The organism is Streptomyces sp. NPDC041784, from assembly GCF_055591025.1.
In genome coordinates this window covers 38,928-54,268 of sequence record NZ_JBVJAB010000012.1, presented here as the reverse complement: position 1 = coordinate 54,268, position 15,341 = coordinate 38,928, and the positions used below count along the sequence as shown (strand labels likewise).

Genomic DNA, 15,341 nt, shown 5'->3' with positions numbered 1-15,341 from the left:
CGCGTCTGCGCCCATCGCAGTCAAGCGATACTACTTAACGAAGTAACAACATCACACTCCGCTTAGCGGGTGAAGACGCATGGAGACGGAGCGGGGAGGGTACGGAACACCCTTTACGGACTCTCCCCAAAACAGGGTTGAGGGCACGGCGAAAAGCCGTACAACCAACGCCAGTTCTCGCGAGTCGTGATCACGACAGGCCTGCCCGGCCGTCCATCCCGACCAGAGGACCGCATGAACCCAGCCAGACTCGCGACGGTCGTCGTTCTCGCCACGACCGGCGGCCTGCTCACGGCCGCAGCCGCTCCCGCCTCGGCCGCGACCACCTGCACCTCCCCCGTCTACAAGCGGCAGTTCTACGCGAACACGTCGTTCTCGGGCACTCCGAAGAAGACGGACTGCGACGCGACGATCAGCGAGAACTGGGGCGCGAAGGCCCCGGCGTCGGGCCTGCCGACGAACAGCTTCGGCGTCCGCTGGACGGTGACGCGGGACTTCGGCTCAGGCGGCCCCTTCTCGCTCGCGGTCTCGGCCCAGGACGGCATCCGGGTCTACCTCGACGGCGTCCGCAAGGTCGACGTCTGGAAGAACGTCTCGTCGACCGTGTCCAGGACGGTCAACCTCACCATCCCCAAGGGCAAGCACACCCTCCGCGTGGACTACGTCAACTGGACCGGCAACGCCAACGCGAAGTTCACGTACACGCCGCGCACCACGGCGAGCGTCGACCAGGTGAAGCCGCTGGCGCCCACCGGTGCCGCGTGGGACTCCTACCCCGACGCGGAGAACCACTGGACGACCTTCGTCACCTGGGCCCGGAACAAGGAGATGGACCTCGCCGGCTACCGCGTCTACCGGCGGGTGGCGGGCACCGGCACCTGGACCAAGGTGGGCACGACCACCGGCCTCAGCTTCGGTGACACCCCGCCGCCCACGGGCCAGTCGTACTACTACGAGGTCCGCGCCCACGACAAGGCGGGCAACGAGTCGGCGGGCAGCGCCGACCAGGGTCCGTCCTGGACGGACGACACGACCGGCCCCGCCGCCCCGGCCCTGACCGTCCAGAGTCTGGAGGCCTCCAACGACCTCTCCTGGACGGCGTCCACGGACGCGGTCGCCTACCGGGTCTTCCGCAAGTCCGCCGACTCGACCTCCTACACCGAACGGGCCGAGACGACCGCCACCAGCTGGGCGGACACCGACGCCACCGGGTCGGTGTACGGCCGCGCGTACGACTACAAGGTCACCGCGCTCGACGCGACCGGGAACGCGACCGCCTCCAACGTCGTGCGCGCCACCCGGAGCATCACCCCGCCGCAGAACGTGACGGCCACCGTGCCCCGCTACGGCGTCGTGTTCACGCTCACCGAGCCCGCGGGCAACGACACCGCCGACTACCGCGTGTACCGCTCACCGGCCTCCGGCTCCCGGACCTGGGAAGTGGCCGACTGCCGCAGCCGGACCACCCGCACCGAGGCGGACGGCGGCACGGTCCGCTCCTGCACCGACTACGACGGCCGCCAGGGCGTGACCTACGTCTACACGATGACCCGCAAGAACACCGCGGGCCGCTGGTCCACCGGCTCGGCGGAGATGACCGTCACCCGCCCCGGCGACGAGATCGCGCCCCCGCCGGTGACCGGCCTGACCGCCGAGCCGCTGGAGTACGGCGTCAAGCTGGACTGGAACGACAGCACCGCGGCGGACGTGGAGAAGTACTGGGTCTACGAGCAGGCCGAGTGGTGGACAGATCCTGAGTACATCGACACCGTGCCGGCCGGTACCTCCGAGTACTTCGTGGCCCCGGAGGCGGCGGACGGCGAGAGCACGCACTACATCGTGGTCGCCGTCGACATCTACGGCAACTCCCGCACTTACCAGGATGACCCGGACATCGACGACTGGAGCCAGGAGGTCTCCAAGGTCGCCGTGACCGAACTCGACCTCACTCCGACGGTGATCCCCGAGGACACGGCGCCCTGCTCCGTGCTCACCTGGACGGTCACCGGCAGCAGCGGCGGCATGTACATCGAGTGCGCCGACTCGGTGGCCACGGAGGCCGCCGGCATCAACGTGTACCGCTGGGACCGGGCGACGAGCACCTATGTCCGGGTCACGGACGTCCCGCTGGCGCCGACCGCGACCACATACCGGGACACCACCGCGCCCGCCGGCACGACCCACTTCTACGTGCTCTCGGTCGTCGCGGCCGACGGCTCGGAAACCTTCAGCAACGTGGACCACAGCGTGTTTCTACCGAGTGAAGTCTGACCACGATGAGAACCGCACCGCGCCGCACCACCGTCCCCGCGACCGCCGTCGTGCTGGCCACGACCGGCGGCCTGCTCACCGCGGTCGCCACCCCCGCTTCGGCGGCGACGACGTGCACCTCGCCGGTCCACAAGCGCCAGTTCTACGCGAACACCAGCTTCTCGGGCACCCCGAGGAAGACGGACTGCGACGCGACGATCAGCGAGAACTGGGGCGCGAAGGCCCCCGCCTCCGGCCTGCCGACGAACAACTTCGGCGTCCGCTGGACCATGACCCGTGACTTCGGCTCCGGCGGCCCCTTCGCGCTCGCGGCCTCGGCCCAGGACGGCATCCGCGTCTACCTCGACGGCGTCCGCAAGATCGACATCTGGAGAAACGTCTCGTCGACCGTCTCCAAGACGGTCAACCTCACCATCCCCAAGGGCAAGCACACCCTCCGCGTCGACTACGTCAACTGGACCGGCAACGCCAACACCAAGTTCACGTACACGCCGAGGACTTCGGCGACGGTGGACAAGGTGAAGCCGCTGACGCCGCTGGACACGCTGGTGTCGTACGACACCGCCACCAACCGGACGAATCTCAACTGGGCGAAGAACCAGGAGATGGACCTCGCCGGGTACCGCGTCTACCGGCGGCCGCGGGGCAGCACCAGCTGGACCAAGGTGGCGACGACCACGGCGACGACCCGCACCGACACCCCGCCCGCGACCGGCGCCCTCTACTCCTACGAGGTCCGCGCCTACGACAAGGCGGGCAACGAGTCCCCCGGGACAGCCGACGCGCCGGTCACCAGCATCACGCTGGCGGCGCCCACCGGCTACACGGCGTTCGTCTTCGACACCGGCGCGGCCGCCGAGCTGGACTGGCGGCCGGTCGCCGGCGCGGTGAAGTACCGGGTGGAGCGGACCGACCCGTCGGGCGTCAAGAAGGTCCGGGACGTCCCGGGGGCGCACTACGTCGACGAATCGATCCCCCGGACCACCCCGTACGCCTACCGGGTGGCAGCCGTGGACGGCTCCGGGCACGTCTCCCCGTACACCGGGAGCCTGACCGTGTCGCTCGCGCCGGGCGCGCCGCGCACGCTCACGGCGACGGCGGGCGAGGGCAGCGCGACCCTTCAGTGGACGATGCGGCCGGAGGACGGGCGGTACCGGGAGTTCCGCGTCTACCGCTCGACGACGCTGCCCGTGCGGCAGACGGCGGCCCAGCGGGTGAGCTGCACCACCACCCACACGGAACTCCCCGACGGATCGCGCCGGTTCAGCTGCGGCGACTTCTCGGCCGAGGAGGGCACGACCTACCACTACGCGGTGGCGGCCGTGAGCGAGGCCGCCGCCGAGTCCGCCCTCTCCGACTCGGTGACCGTCACCACGCTCTCCTCCGACAAGGCGCCGGCCGCCGTCACGGGCCTCACGGCCAGGGCGACGGAGTACGGCATCGAGCTGGAGTGGGCCGCGAACACCGAGGACGATCTGTACCGGTACGTCGTCTACCGCGGTCAGCTCCTCGGCGAGGAGGGCGACGAACAGATCTGCTCCGGCTCGGAGTGGGAGTACCTGAGCGCCACCCAGACCTCCTACACCGACGTCACCCTCCCCGACGGCGCCCGCCGCTGCTACTTCGTGGACGCCCGGGACAAGGCCGGCAACTCCAGCTTCAGGTCGACGGGCACCGCCCACGCGATCGTCGTGGACGAGCTGGACCTGACCCCGTCCGTCGCCACCCCGGAGGGCTCGCCGCTCACCGTCGCGGCACGCGACGAGGGCGGCGGCCACGTGCACGTCTCCTGGAACGACGAGTCCGCGGCCTCCTACGAGGTCCTCCGCTGGAACCCGCTCACCCAGGAGTACGAGCAGCTGGCGACCACCCCGGACCGCTCGTACGACGACCCGACCGCCTCGCAGGGCACCACCCACTTCTACTGGGTGATCGCCCACTACGCCGACGGCACGCAGTCGCTGCCCGGCGCCGACCACGTGATCCTCGAGCCCTGAAAGAGAACATGATCCGCGCATCCCGCACCACCACGGCCGCGGCGGTGGTACTCGCCACGGCGGGCGGCCTCCTCACGACGGTGACCGCCCCCACCGCCTCGGCCGCGACGACCTGCACGTCCCCTGTCTACAAGCGCCAGTTCTTCGCCAACACCTCCTTCTCCGGCACACCGAAGAAGACCGACTGCGACTCCACGGTCAACGAGAACTGGGGCGCCGGGGCCCCCGCCTCCGGCCTGCCCAGGAACAACTTCGGCGTCCGCTGGACCGTGACGCGGGACTTCGGCTCCGGCGGCCCGTTCGCACTGTCCGTGACGGTTCAGGACTACGTACGGGTCTACGTCGACGGCGTCCGCAAGATCACGCTGTGGTCGGACACGGGCAAGACGGCGTCCAAGACCCTCAACCTCACCCTCCCCAAGGGCAAGCACACGCTCCGCGTCGACTACGTCAACTGGGAGAACGGCAACGCGAAGGTCAAGTTCGGGTACGCCCCCCGGACTTCGGCGACCGTGGACAAGGTGCGGCCGCTGGCGCCGACGGGGCCGACCGTGACGTACGCCCCGGCGACCGGCACGGCGAAGCTCACCTGGGCGAAGAACAAGGAGATGGACCTCGCCGGGTACCGGATCTACCGGCGGCCGCAGGGTGTCGCCACCTGGACCCGGCTGGCGTCCACCACCGCCACCACGTACACCGACGCGACCCTGCCGGTGACCGGTGACACGTACCTGTACGAGGTGCGGGCCTACGACAAGGCGGGCAACGAGTCGGCCGGTTCGGCGGACAAGTCCGTCGTCACCGTGGACCGGACCGCGCCGGCCCAGGTCACCGGCCTCGCCGGGACGGGCACCACCGCGGGCAGCTCCCTCACCTGGCAGGCGTCCTCGTCGAAGGACGTCCACCACTACGAGGTGTGGGGCGCGCCGGTGGGGCAGCAGGACCAGGACGGGCCGGCGACCGTGTTCGGCACGTCGTACGCCGATGCCCTGGCGGAGCCGGGGACGGCGTACTCCTACACCGTGCAGGCCGTCGACGGCGCGGGCAACATCGCGTCGGCCTCCGCGCCGGTGACGGTCACCCGCCCGACCGCCTCCGCCGTCCCCGCCCCGACCGGCGTCCAGGGCGCTCCCTCGGACGCCTCGACTCTCGTCACCTGGTCCTCGGACGCGGCGGACGCGACGGGCTTCCGTGTCTACCGGCGCACGTCGGCGACGGCCGCCTGGTCGCTGCTGGGCAGCACCTCCACGACGTCGTACGAGGACACCTCCGCCCCGCAGGGCAAGGCGTACTACTACGTCGCCGCCGTCGACGCCACGGGCCTGGAGTCGGTGCCCTCCGCCGAGGCGGTCGTCGACCGGCTCTCGCCGGCCACCGCGACCGGCCCGGCCGCACCACTGCTGACGCTGGTCTCGACGGGGATCCCCGCGCGGTCCGCCATCCAGGTCACGGCCGCGCCCGGCACGGGCCAGGAGGGGCGGGTGTTGCAGGGGTACTCCTGGGAGATCGACGGCGCCTGCGGAATCAGCGGCACCAGGCTGTCGACCACGGGCGCCATCTCCTGGACGCCGCCCTACAACGGGCCGTGCACGGTCACCGTGTACGCCGTTGACGCCTACGGGCGTCAGGGCGAGCAGAGCTCCTCGCTGGACTTCTGGGTCGGCCGCTGACGGCCCGGAGGACAGCGAAGAGGCCCGCATGCCGACAGTTCGTCGGCATGCGGGCCTCTTGAGCGGGATGGGTGTGTCTACTGCTCGGGCTGCCGCTTCGGCCGCCACACCACCAGCGCACTGGTCTGCTGGACCTCCTGGTACGGGACCAGGTCGCGGCGGTAGGAGGCGTGGACCGCGGCCTCGCGCTGTTGCATCGCCGCCGCCGCGCCGTCCAGGGCCGACTCCAGTTCGGCGACCCGGGACTGGAGCGCGACGACCTGGTTCTCCAGCTCGATGATGCGCTTGATGCCGGCCAGGTTGATGCCCTCGTCCTGCGACAACTGCTGGACGGTGCGCAGCAGCTCGATGTCGCGGGCCGAGTAGCGGCGGCCCCGGCCGGCGGTGCGGTCCGGGGACACCAGCCCCAGACGGTCGTACTGGCGCAGCGTCTGCGGGTGCAGGCCGGACAGCTGGGCCGCCACCGAGATGACGTAGACCGGGGTCTCCTCGGTCAGTTCGTACGGGTTACGTCGACGGCCGTCCATCCCTATGCTCCCTTCGCGGCCTCGAACAGCTCCGCCCTCGGATCCTCGTCCGCGGTCGCCTCGCGATACGCCTCGAGCGCGTCACGAGCCTTCCCCGTCACGTCCTTCGGGACACTCACCTCGACCGTGACCAGAAGGTCGCCGCGGCTGCCGTCCTTGCGGACCGCGCCCTTGCCCCGCGCCCGCATGGTGCGGCCGTTGGGGGTGCCGGGCGGCAGCTTCAGGGTGAGCGACGGGCCGCCCAGGGTGGGCACCCGGATCTCGCCGCCGAGGGCCGCCTCGGCGAACGTCACCGGCACCGTCACCGTCAGGTTGTCGTCCTTGCGGCCGAACACCGGGTGCTCGCCGACGTGGACGACGACGTACAGATCACCGGAGGGGCCGCCGCGCTCGCCCGGTGCGCCCTTGCCGCGCAGCCGGATGCGCTGCCCGTCCGTCACCCCGGCCGGGATGCGGACCTGCATGGTGCGGGACGACTTGGCGCGACCGCTGCCCTTGCAGTCCAGGCAGGGGTGCTCCGCGATCAGGCCGCGGCCCTTGCAGTCCGGGCAGGGGTCGGTGAGGGAGAAGCCTCCGCCCGAGCCCCGTGCCACCTGGCCGGTGCCGACGCAGGTCGGGCACACGCGCGGTGTGCCGTTCTTGTCGCCGGTGCCGGAGCAGGCCTTGCACGGGGCCTGCGAGGACATGCGCAGCGGAACCGTCGCGCCCTCGATGGCCTCCGTGAAGGTCAGGGTGACCTCGGTGTCGATGTCCTGCCCGCGCCGGGGCTGGGTACGGGTCGTCCCCGCTCCGCCGCGGTTGAACAGGCCGCCGAAGACATCGCCGATACCGCCGCCGAAGCCGCCGCCGCTGCCGCCGCCCTGGGGGTTGCCTCCGAAGAGGTCGCCCAGGTCGAAGTTGAAGGAGCCGCCCGCGCCCGGGCCCGGGCGGAAACCGCCGTTGCCGAAGAGGGCGCGTGCCTCGTCGTACTCCTTGCGCTTCTTGGGGTCACCGAGGACGTCGTTCGCCTCGGAGATCTCCTTGAAGCGCTCCTCCGCCTTGACGTTGCCCTTGTTGGCGTCCGGGTGGAACTCGCGGGCGAGCTTTCGGTACGCCTTCTTGATCTCGGCCTCGGTGGCGTCCTTGGGGACGCCGAGGACCTTGTAGAAGTCCTTCTCGATGAAGTCCTTGGTGCTCATCCTCGACGTCCCTCCTTCCGCGTCGGTTCAAGCTCAGCCCTCGTCCGGGCCACCGCTCTCCTTGTCGTCGGCCGCCGTCTCGGCCTCGTCCGAGCCCTTCACGGTCTGCGCACCCGGCTGGGGCTCGGCGACCGCCACCCGCGCGGGGCGGATGGTCCGCTCGCCGATCCGATACCCGGGCTGGAGAATCGCCACGCACGTCGTCTCGGTGACGTCGGGCGCGTACGAGTGCATCAGGGCCTCGTGGATCGTCGGGTCGAAGGGCTCGCCCTCCTTGCCGAACTGCTGGAGGCCCATCTTCGCCGCGACGGTCTCGAGGGACTCCGCCACCGACTTGAAGCCGCCGACGAGTTCTCCGTGCTCCCGCGCGCGGCCGATGTCGTCGAGCACGGGCAGGAGCTCGGTCAGGAGGTTCGCGATGGCGATCTCCTTGACCGCGATCCGGTCACGCTCGACCCGGCGGCGGTAGTTCTGGTACTCGGCCTGGAGGCGCTGGAGGTCCGCGGTGCGCTCGCCGAGCGCGGTGCGCACCTGGTCCAGCTGGGCCACCAGACCGGCTGTCTGGTTCGCGTCCCCGGCCGGGGCCGCCCCCTCCCCGGAGGGGGAGGCGGCGGCCTTCGGCTCGGCGTCTTCAGGGGTGGCGCCGGAGGGGACGTCGGGCTTCTCCTCGAAGCCCGGGGTCTCCTCCGTCACGCGGCACCGTCCTTGCGCTCGTCGTCGACGATCTCGGCGTCCACCACGTCGTCGTCGGCCTTCGGGGCCTCGGCGCCGCCGGCGGCCTGCGCGGCCTGGGCGTCGGCGTACATGGCCTGGCCGAGCTTCTGGGAGACGGCCGCGACCTTCTCGGTGGCCGTGCGGATCTCGGCGGTGTCCTCGCCCTTGAGCTTCTCCTTCAGCTCGGCAAGGGCCTCCTCGACCTCGGCCTTGATCTCGCCCGGGACCTTGTCCTCGTTGTCCTTGAGGAACTTCTCGGTCTGGTAGACGAGCTGCTCGCCCTGGTTGCGGGCCTCGGCGGCCTCGCGGCGGCGGTGGTCCTCGTCCGCGTACTGCTCGGCCTCCTGGCGCATGCGGTCGACCTCGTCCTTCGGCAGCGAGGAGCCGCCGGTGACGGTCATCTTCTGCTCCTTGCCCGTGCCGAGGTCCTTCGCGGTCACGTGCATGATGCCGTTGGCGTCGATGTCGAAGGAGACCTCGATCTGCGGGACACCGCGCGGGGCGGGCGGCAGACCGGTCAGCTCGAACATCCCGAGCTTCTTGTTGTACGCCGCGATCTCGCGCTCGCCCTGGTAGACCTGGATCTGCACGGACGGCTGGTTGTCCTCGGCGGTGGTGAAGATCTCGGACCGCTTGGTCGGGATCGTCGTGTTCCGCTCGATGAGCTTCGTCATGATGCCGCCCTTGGTCTCGATGCCGAGGGACAGCGGGGTGACGTCGAGGAGCAGGACGTCCTTGACCTCGCCCTTGAGGACACCGGCCTGGAGCGAGGCGCCGATGGCGACGACCTCGTCCGGGTTCACGCCCTTGTTGGCGTCCTTGCCGCCGGTCAGCTCCTTGACCAGCTCGGCGACGGCCGGCATACGGGTCGAGCCGCCGACGAGGACGACGTGGTCGATCTCCGCGAGGGAGATGCCGGCGTCCTTGATGACGTTGTGGAACGGCGTCTTGCAGCGCTCCAGGAGGTCCGCGGTCAGCTGCTGGAACTGGGCGCGGGTGAGCTTCTCGTCCAGGTGCAGCGGGCCCTCGGCGGACGCCGTGATGTACGGCAGGTTGATCGTGGTCTCGGTGGACGAGGACAGCTCGATCTTCGCCTTCTCGGCGGCCTCGCGCAGGCGCTGGAGCGCCATCTTGTCCTTGGAGAGGTCCACGCCGTGCCCGGCCTGGAACTGCTTGACCAGGTAGTCCATGACGCGCTGGTCCCAGTCGTCACCACCGAGGTGGTTGTCACCGTTGGTGGCCTTCACCTCGACGACGCCGTCGCCGATCTCCAGCAGCGAGACGTCGAACGTGCCGCCACCGAGGTCGAAGACCAGGATGATCTGCTCGTCCTTGTCGAGGCCGTACGCCAGCGCGGCGGCCGTCGGCTCGTTGACGATGCGCAGGACGTTCAGGCCCGCGATCTCGCCGGCCTCCTTCGTCGCCTGGCGCTCGGAGTCGTTGAAGTACGCCGGGACGGTGATGACCGCGTCGGCCACCTTCTCGCCCAGGTACGCCTCGGCGTCGCGCTTCAGCTTCTGCAGGATGAAGGCGCTCATCTGCTGCGGGTTGAAGTGCTTCCCGTCGAGCTCGATCGTCCAGTCGGTGCCCATGTGACGCTTCACCGAACGGATGGTCCGGTCCACGTTGGTGACCGCCTGGCGCTTGGCGACCTCGCCGACGAGCACCTCGCCGTTCTTCGCGAAGGCGACGACGGACGGCGTGGTCCTGGCGCCCTCTGCGTTGGTGATGACGGTGGGCTCGCCGCCTTCAAGAACGCTGACGACGGAGTTAGTCGTGCCCAGGTCGATGCCGACCGCACGTGCCATGGTGATCTTCCTCCAGCTGACTTGAGTGGAACGGACTCAAGTGTGCACGACACCCGGCGCCCGGTCAACAGACCTGAGTCGCACCCACTCAACTCTTATCCGTTCCTTACACGCAAGGAGGCGTTGACCTGCGGAGATGCGGCCCGACCGCTCCGACGTTCACCCGATTCAGGGGGTCCGGCAGCGGACTCGGATTGACGGCGAGGGGCGAACACGGGCGCCCGGCGGGGCCCGGGACGCGCGCCGCCCGGGGAACCCCGGCGACCACCACGCGCGCGTGCCGCCCGATCCGCGCGCCTGTCCGCACGCGCGCGGGGAGCCGCGCGGGCAGCCCCGTACACCGGAACGCGCAGCAGTCCGAGGACGACGGCCAGCGCGCCGCCCGCCACCCACCACAAGGCCTGCGCCCCCGCCCATCCACTGTGCACGAGGGTCCCGACGAGTACCGCCGAGAAGGCCGCGGCGCCGAGCAGCACGGTCGCCCCCTGGGGCGTGAGGCCGAGCCGGCGCAGTCGGTGGGCGAGGTGGTCGGGACCGCCGCGCAGCAGGGGCCGTCCGGCCAGCCGCCGCGACACCACGACCAGGACCGCGTCGGCGCCGGCCACCGCGGTGAGCGCGAACAGGACGCCCGCCCCGACGGCCGCCTCGTATCCCGCGCGCGCGGTCACGGCCGCCGAGGCGAGCAGGAAGCCCGCGAACAGCGATCCGCACCCACCGAGCGCCACGCGCGCGGGAGGCCAGTTGTGCATGAGGAAGCCGGTCAGCGCGGCGGCGAGCACACTGAGCAGCACCGCCAGCCCGTCCAGGACCTCGAACGCCGCGCACGCGGCCACCCCGAACGCCGTGACCACGCCGACCGTGCCGGCCACCCCGTCCGCGTGGTCGAGGGCCCGGAAGGCGAGCGCGACGAAGGTGATCCAGCCGACAGCCACCGCTCCCGCCCACACGCCGGTGTCGCCGTACGGCACGACGAAGGCCGCCGCGACCGCCGTACCGAAGACCAGGAGGCGCGCCTTGAGCCGCCAGACGTCCGCGACCAGCCCGAGTGCGGCGACGGCGGCGGCCGCCACGACCAGGCCGCCGATGTCCGCGCCGAGCGGGGCGACGCCCGACCAGTCCCCGGCACCCGCGACGAGACAGGTGGTGAGCACGACCGCGACGCCCCCGGACAGCGGCACGCGTCGCTGCCGCTGCCGCCGGTCGACGAACCCGAGGCGCAGGGCGGGCACGCGCAGCAGCGCGGCGAGGACGGCGGCGAGGAGCAGGGCGGTGGTGGCGGCGGCGATCCCGTAGAGCACAGATATAAATTAGTCATGAATGTACCAATTTGGTACGAATAACACGACCGGATCGCGTCCGAGTGGCGCCCTTTGGGCGACGGCGGGTGACGGCGGGTGACGGCACCTGAGGTGACCCTCAGCGATTCAGATCACCCCGTGGCCAGCTACAGTGCGACGCTGGATGGGGGTAGTCTCAGACGGACTGCATAAGTTACCGCTTAGTAATGTCCCTCGCAGGCCCGAGGAGCCCCCTCATGCAACTCGCCGCGATCATCGTGTCGCTGGTCCTGACCGTGGTCGGCGTCGCGCTGCTCGCACGCGCCATCGGTCAGTTCGTCCGGTACTTCAAACTCGGCCAGCCGGTCCCGGCCGGCGCCCGGACGGACAACCCCTACGCGCGCAGTGTGACCCTGGTACGGGAGTTCCTCGGCCACACCCGGATGAACCGCTGGGGCATCGTGGGCTTCGCCCACTGGTTCGTCGCGGTCGGCTTCCTGACCCTGCCGCCGACCCTCGCACAGGCCTTCGGCCAGCTGTTCGAGGCCGACTGGACGCTGCCGATCATCGGCGGCTTCCTGCCGTTCGAGCTGTACATCGAGTTCATCGGCGTGATGACGATCCTCGGCATCGCCGTGCTCATCGCGATCCGCCTGCTGAACCTGCCGTCCCGCCCGGGCCGCAAGTCCCGCTTCGCGGGCTCCAAGGCCGGCCAGGCGTACTTCGTCGAGTACGTCATCCTCACCATCGGCCTCGCCATCTACGTGCTGCGCGGCCTCGAGGGCGCGATCCACCACGTGGAGCACTACGAGGCCGCGTACTTCGCCTCGTACCCGCTGGTCCTGGCCTTCAAGGGACTGAGCGTCGGCACGCTCCAGAACCTGGTCTACTTCACCGCGATGGTGAAGATCAGCACCTCGTTCATCTGGATGATCGTGGTCTCCCTCAACACCAACATGGGCGTGGCCTGGCACCGCTTCCTGGCGTTCCCGAACATCTGGTTCAAGCGCGAGGCGACCGGCGGGACGGCCCTCGGCGGCCTCCAGCCGATGACCTCCGGCGGCAAGCCGATCGACTTCACCGACCCCGGTGACGACGACGTCTTCGGCGTCTCCCAGGTCGAGCAGTTCTCCTGGAAGGGCCTGCTCGACTTCTCCACCTGCACCGAGTGCGGCCGCTGCCAGTCGCAGTGCCCCGCCTGGAACACCGGCAAGCCGCTCTCCCCCAAACTGCTGATCATGTCCCTGCGGGACCACGCCCACGCCAAGGCGCCCTACCTGCTCGCGGGTGGCGGCAAGACCATGGAGGGCGAGGAGAAGGCCTCCGAGGAGCAGCTGAAGGACGTCCCCGCGGCCGCCCTCGCGGAGGCCGAGCGCCCCCTCATCGGCACCGCCGAGGAGAACGGCGTCATCGACCCGGACGTCCTGTGGTCCTGCACCACCTGCGGCGCCTGCGTCGAGCAGTGCCCGGTGGACATCGAGCACGTCGACCACATCGTCGACATGCGCCGCTACCAGGTGATGATCGAGTCGTCGTTCCCGTCCGAGGCGGGCACGATGCTCAAGAACCTGGAGAAGAAGGGCAACCCCTGGGGCCTGGCCAAGAAGCAGCGCCTCGAGTGGACGAAGGAAGTCGACTTCGAGATCCCGGTCGTCGGCCGGGACATCGAGGACCTCTCCGAGGTCGAGTACCTGTACTGGGTCGGCTGCGCGGGCGCGCTGGAGGACCGGGCCAAGAAGACCACGAAGGCCTTCGCCGAGCTGCTCCACATCGCGGGCGTCAAGTTCGCGATCATGGGCGGCGACGAGAAGTGCACCGGTGACTCGGCCCGCCGCCTCGGCAACGAGCCGCTGTTCCAGGAACTCGGCATGGAGAACGTCGCCGCTCTGAACATGGCGTTCGGCGAGGACGACGAGGACGAGTCGACGAAGAAGCCGAAGTCGGCGAAGAAGATCGTCGCCACCTGCCCGCACTGCCTCAACACCATCGGCAACGAGTACCCGCAGCTCGGCGGCGACTACGAGGTCATCCACCACACCCAGCTGCTCCAGCACCTGGTGGACGAGGGCAAGCTGATCCCGGTCACCCCGGTCGAGGGCATCATCACGTACCACGACCCCTGCTACCTGGGCCGCCACAACAAGATCTACACGCCGCCGCGCGAGATCATGAGCGCCGTCCCGGGCCTGCGCCAGCAGGAGATGCACCGCCACAAGGAGCGCGGCTTCTGCTGCGGCGCCGGCGGTGCGCGGATGTGGATGGAGGAGCGGATCGGCAAGCGCATCAACAACGAGCGCGTCGACGAGGCCCTGTCCCTGAACCCGGACATCGTCTCCACCGCCTGCCCGTTCTGCCTCGTCATGCTCACGGACTCCGTGAACGGCAAGAAGAACGACGGCAAGGCCAAGGAGTCCATCCAGGTCGTGGACGTCGCCCAGCTCCTCCTGGAGTCCGTGAAGACCCCGGTCGACGACGAGCCCCCGGCGGGCGCGGCGGAGACGGAGAGCGAGCCGGAGCCGCAGCCGGTGAAGTAGCTCCGGCGGCGTAACTCCGAAGGCGTAACTCCGACGGCCTGACTCCGACGGTCGTACGGCGAAGCCCCCGGGTCCGGACGGACCCGGGGGCTTCGCCGTTCCCACCGCACCCCCAACTCCCTTACACAGCACCGTGACATCCCTTAGGGGATGTCACAGCTCGGCCGCAAAGCCGGGTCCACAAGCCCGGGCCCGGCACGTCACTGTGCGGGACCAGGTACGTTCGATGACGTGGCTGGATTCAGGATCGGACGCGGCGGACGGAACGACCGCGCCCCGCAAGCGCGACCGCAACACCCTCCGTACGGGCAGCAGGCGCCCCAGGGACCGTCGGCCGGGCCCGCGGGGCCGTCGTACGGCTACCCGCCGGCGCAGCAGCCGTACCCGCAGCAGCGTCCGCAGTACCGCGGCGGACAGCAGCAGCCGCCGTACGGCGGACCGGGCGGCGGCACTGGTGGCGGTGGTGGCTGGCCGTCGGCGAACGGCGGCGGGCGCGGGGGACACGGCGGGCACGGTGGTCAGGGCGGTGAGCCGGAGTACTTCGGCGACGGCGGCTACCCGCCCGGTCCCGGCGGACACGGCGGACACGGCAATCCGGACCCGTACGCGGCGAACAACCCTGGTCACACCCAGGCGTTCTCGATCGACGACCACGCCCCCTACGGGCCGGGCGGGGCAGGCGGTCCGGGCGGGCAGGACTACGGCCGCGGCGAGACGTACCACGCGGGCGCCACGCCCCCGGCGGGCCCGATCGGCCCGCGCCTGCACTGGAAGGACCTGCTGCGGGGAATCGTCACGTCCCCCAACCGGACGTTCCTCCAGATGCGGGACTACGCGATGTGGGGCCCAGCCCTCATCGTCACGTTCCTCTACGGCCTGCTCGCGGTCTTCGGCTTCGACACGGCCCGTTCGGACGCGATAAACGCCACGCTCTCCAACGCGATCCCGATCGTCCTGACGACGGCCGTGGCGATGGTGGTGTCGTCGTTCGTCCTGGGCGTGGTCACCCACACCCTGGCCCGCCAGCTCGGCGGCAACGGCGCCTGGCAGCCGACGGTCGGCCTCTCCATGCTGATCACGTCCCTCACGGACGCTCCGCGCCTGATCGTCGCGATGTTCTTCGGCGGCGACGCGGCGTTCGTGCAACTGCTCGGCTGGGCCACCTGGGTGGCCGCCGGCGCCCTGCTGACCCTGATGGTCAGCCGCTCCCACGACCTGCCCTGGCCGAAGGCCCTCGGCGCGTCCGCGATCCAGCTGATCGCACTGCTGTCGATCGTGAAGCTGGGCACGTTCTAGCCGACACGCGACGACAACGACAAAAGGGCCCCGGTTCCACAGAACCGGGGCCCTTCCGCTGCCACCACC

At 70.3% G+C, this 15,341-nt stretch carries 10 protein-coding genes; 5 read left to right on the top strand and 5 right to left on the bottom strand.

Translation table 11 applies throughout. The annotated features are described in order from the left end of the window. The first annotated feature begins 234 nt into the window (after positions 1 to 234). From ACZ6D7_RS25375 to ACZ6D7_RS25365, 3 genes are read left to right on the top strand one after another with little or no spacing between them, the layout of a single operon-like run. Complete coding sequence (locus ACZ6D7_RS25375) at positions 235 to 2,271, top strand: fibronectin type III domain-containing protein (RefSeq protein WP_469494935.1); 2,037 nt, start codon at positions 235 to 237, stop codon at positions 2,269 to 2,271. Between the two features lie 5 nt (positions 2,272 to 2,276). Beyond that, a complete protein-coding gene (locus ACZ6D7_RS25370; protein WP_469494933.1) occupies positions 2,277 to 4,268 on the top strand; it encodes a fibronectin type III domain-containing protein in 1,992 nt (663 codons plus the stop codon). 8 nt (positions 4,269 to 4,276) lie between these two features. Then, on the top strand, positions 4,277 to 5,938 hold the full coding sequence (locus tag ACZ6D7_RS25365) for a PA14 domain-containing protein (protein ID WP_469494930.1): 1,662 nt from the start codon (positions 4,277 to 4,279) through the stop codon (positions 5,936 to 5,938). 77 nt (positions 5,939 to 6,015) lie between these two features. Here the strand turns inward: ACZ6D7_RS25365 and ACZ6D7_RS25360 are convergent, their stop codons facing one another. The 5 genes from ACZ6D7_RS25360 to ACZ6D7_RS25340 all read right to left on the bottom strand — a co-directional run bounded on the left by ACZ6D7_RS25360 (position 6,016) and on the right by ACZ6D7_RS25340 (position 11,463). Continuing rightward, complete coding sequence (locus ACZ6D7_RS25360; RefSeq protein WP_469494927.1) at positions 6,016 to 6,465, bottom strand: heat shock protein transcriptional repressor HspR; 450 nt, start codon at positions 6,463 to 6,465, stop codon at positions 6,016 to 6,018. Between the two features lie 2 nt (positions 6,466 to 6,467). Continuing rightward, complete coding sequence (dnaJ, locus tag ACZ6D7_RS25355) at positions 6,468 to 7,643, bottom strand: molecular chaperone DnaJ (RefSeq protein WP_469494924.1); 1,176 nt, start codon at positions 7,641 to 7,643, stop codon at positions 6,468 to 6,470. 33 nt (positions 7,644 to 7,676) lie between these two features. Further along, on the bottom strand, positions 7,677 to 8,336 hold the full coding sequence (gene grpE / locus ACZ6D7_RS25350) for a nucleotide exchange factor GrpE (protein WP_469494921.1): 660 nt from the start codon (positions 8,334 to 8,336) through the stop codon (positions 7,677 to 7,679). Next, a complete protein-coding gene (gene dnaK / locus ACZ6D7_RS25345; RefSeq protein ID WP_469494917.1) occupies positions 8,333 to 10,165 on the bottom strand; it encodes a molecular chaperone DnaK in 1,833 nt (610 codons plus the stop codon). The genes grpE and dnaK overlap by 4 nt, the downstream gene beginning before the upstream one ends. 95 nt (positions 10,166 to 10,260) lie before the next feature. Beyond that, the gene (locus ACZ6D7_RS25340) at positions 10,261 to 11,463 is read right to left on the bottom strand and encodes an MraY family glycosyltransferase (RefSeq protein WP_469494914.1); all 1,203 of its coding nucleotides are present in this window, start codon (positions 11,461 to 11,463) and stop codon (positions 10,261 to 10,263) included. A gap of 236 nt (positions 11,464 to 11,699) precedes the next feature. On the opposite strand from ACZ6D7_RS25340, the gene ACZ6D7_RS25335 reads away from it, so the two are divergent. After that, positions 11,700 to 13,976 carry a (Fe-S)-binding protein gene (locus ACZ6D7_RS25335; RefSeq protein WP_469494911.1) on the top strand — a complete coding sequence of 759 codons (2,277 nt, stop codon included), beginning with the start codon at positions 11,700 to 11,702 and terminating at the stop codon, positions 13,974 to 13,976. 150 nt (positions 13,977 to 14,126) lie between these two features. After that, positions 14,127 to 15,272: a Yip1 family protein gene (locus tag ACZ6D7_RS25330; protein WP_469494908.1), complete on the top strand. Its 1,146-nt coding sequence runs from the start codon at positions 14,127 to 14,129 to the stop codon at positions 15,270 to 15,272. Positions 15,273 to 15,341: the final 69 nt, after the last annotated feature.

Bases quoted from the DNA above. Each gene is read 5' to 3' on its own strand.
- ACZ6D7_RS25375 (WP_469494935.1), top strand. From the start codon at position 235: ATGAACCCAGCCAGACTCGCGACGGTCGTCGTTCTCGCCACGACCGGC.
- ACZ6D7_RS25370 (WP_469494933.1), top strand. From the start codon at position 2,277: ATGAGAACCGCACCGCGCCGCACCACCGTCCCCGCGACCGCCGTCGTG.
- ACZ6D7_RS25365 (WP_469494930.1), top strand. From the start codon at position 4,277: ATGATCCGCGCATCCCGCACCACCACGGCCGCGGCGGTGGTACTCGCC.
- ACZ6D7_RS25360 (WP_469494927.1), bottom strand. From the start codon at position 6,465: ATGGACGGCCGTCGACGTAACCCGTACGAACTGACCGAGGAGACCCCG.
- dnaJ (WP_469494924.1), bottom strand. From the start codon at position 7,643: ATGAGCACCAAGGACTTCATCGAGAAGGACTTCTACAAGGTCCTCGGC.
- dnaK (WP_469494917.1), bottom strand. From the start codon at position 10,165: ATGGCACGTGCGGTCGGCATCGACCTGGGCACGACTAACTCCGTCGTC.
- ACZ6D7_RS25335 (WP_469494911.1), top strand. From the start codon at position 11,700: ATGCAACTCGCCGCGATCATCGTGTCGCTGGTCCTGACCGTGGTCGGC.
- ACZ6D7_RS25330 (WP_469494908.1), top strand. From the start codon at position 14,127: ATGTCACAGCTCGGCCGCAAAGCCGGGTCCACAAGCCCGGGCCCGGCA.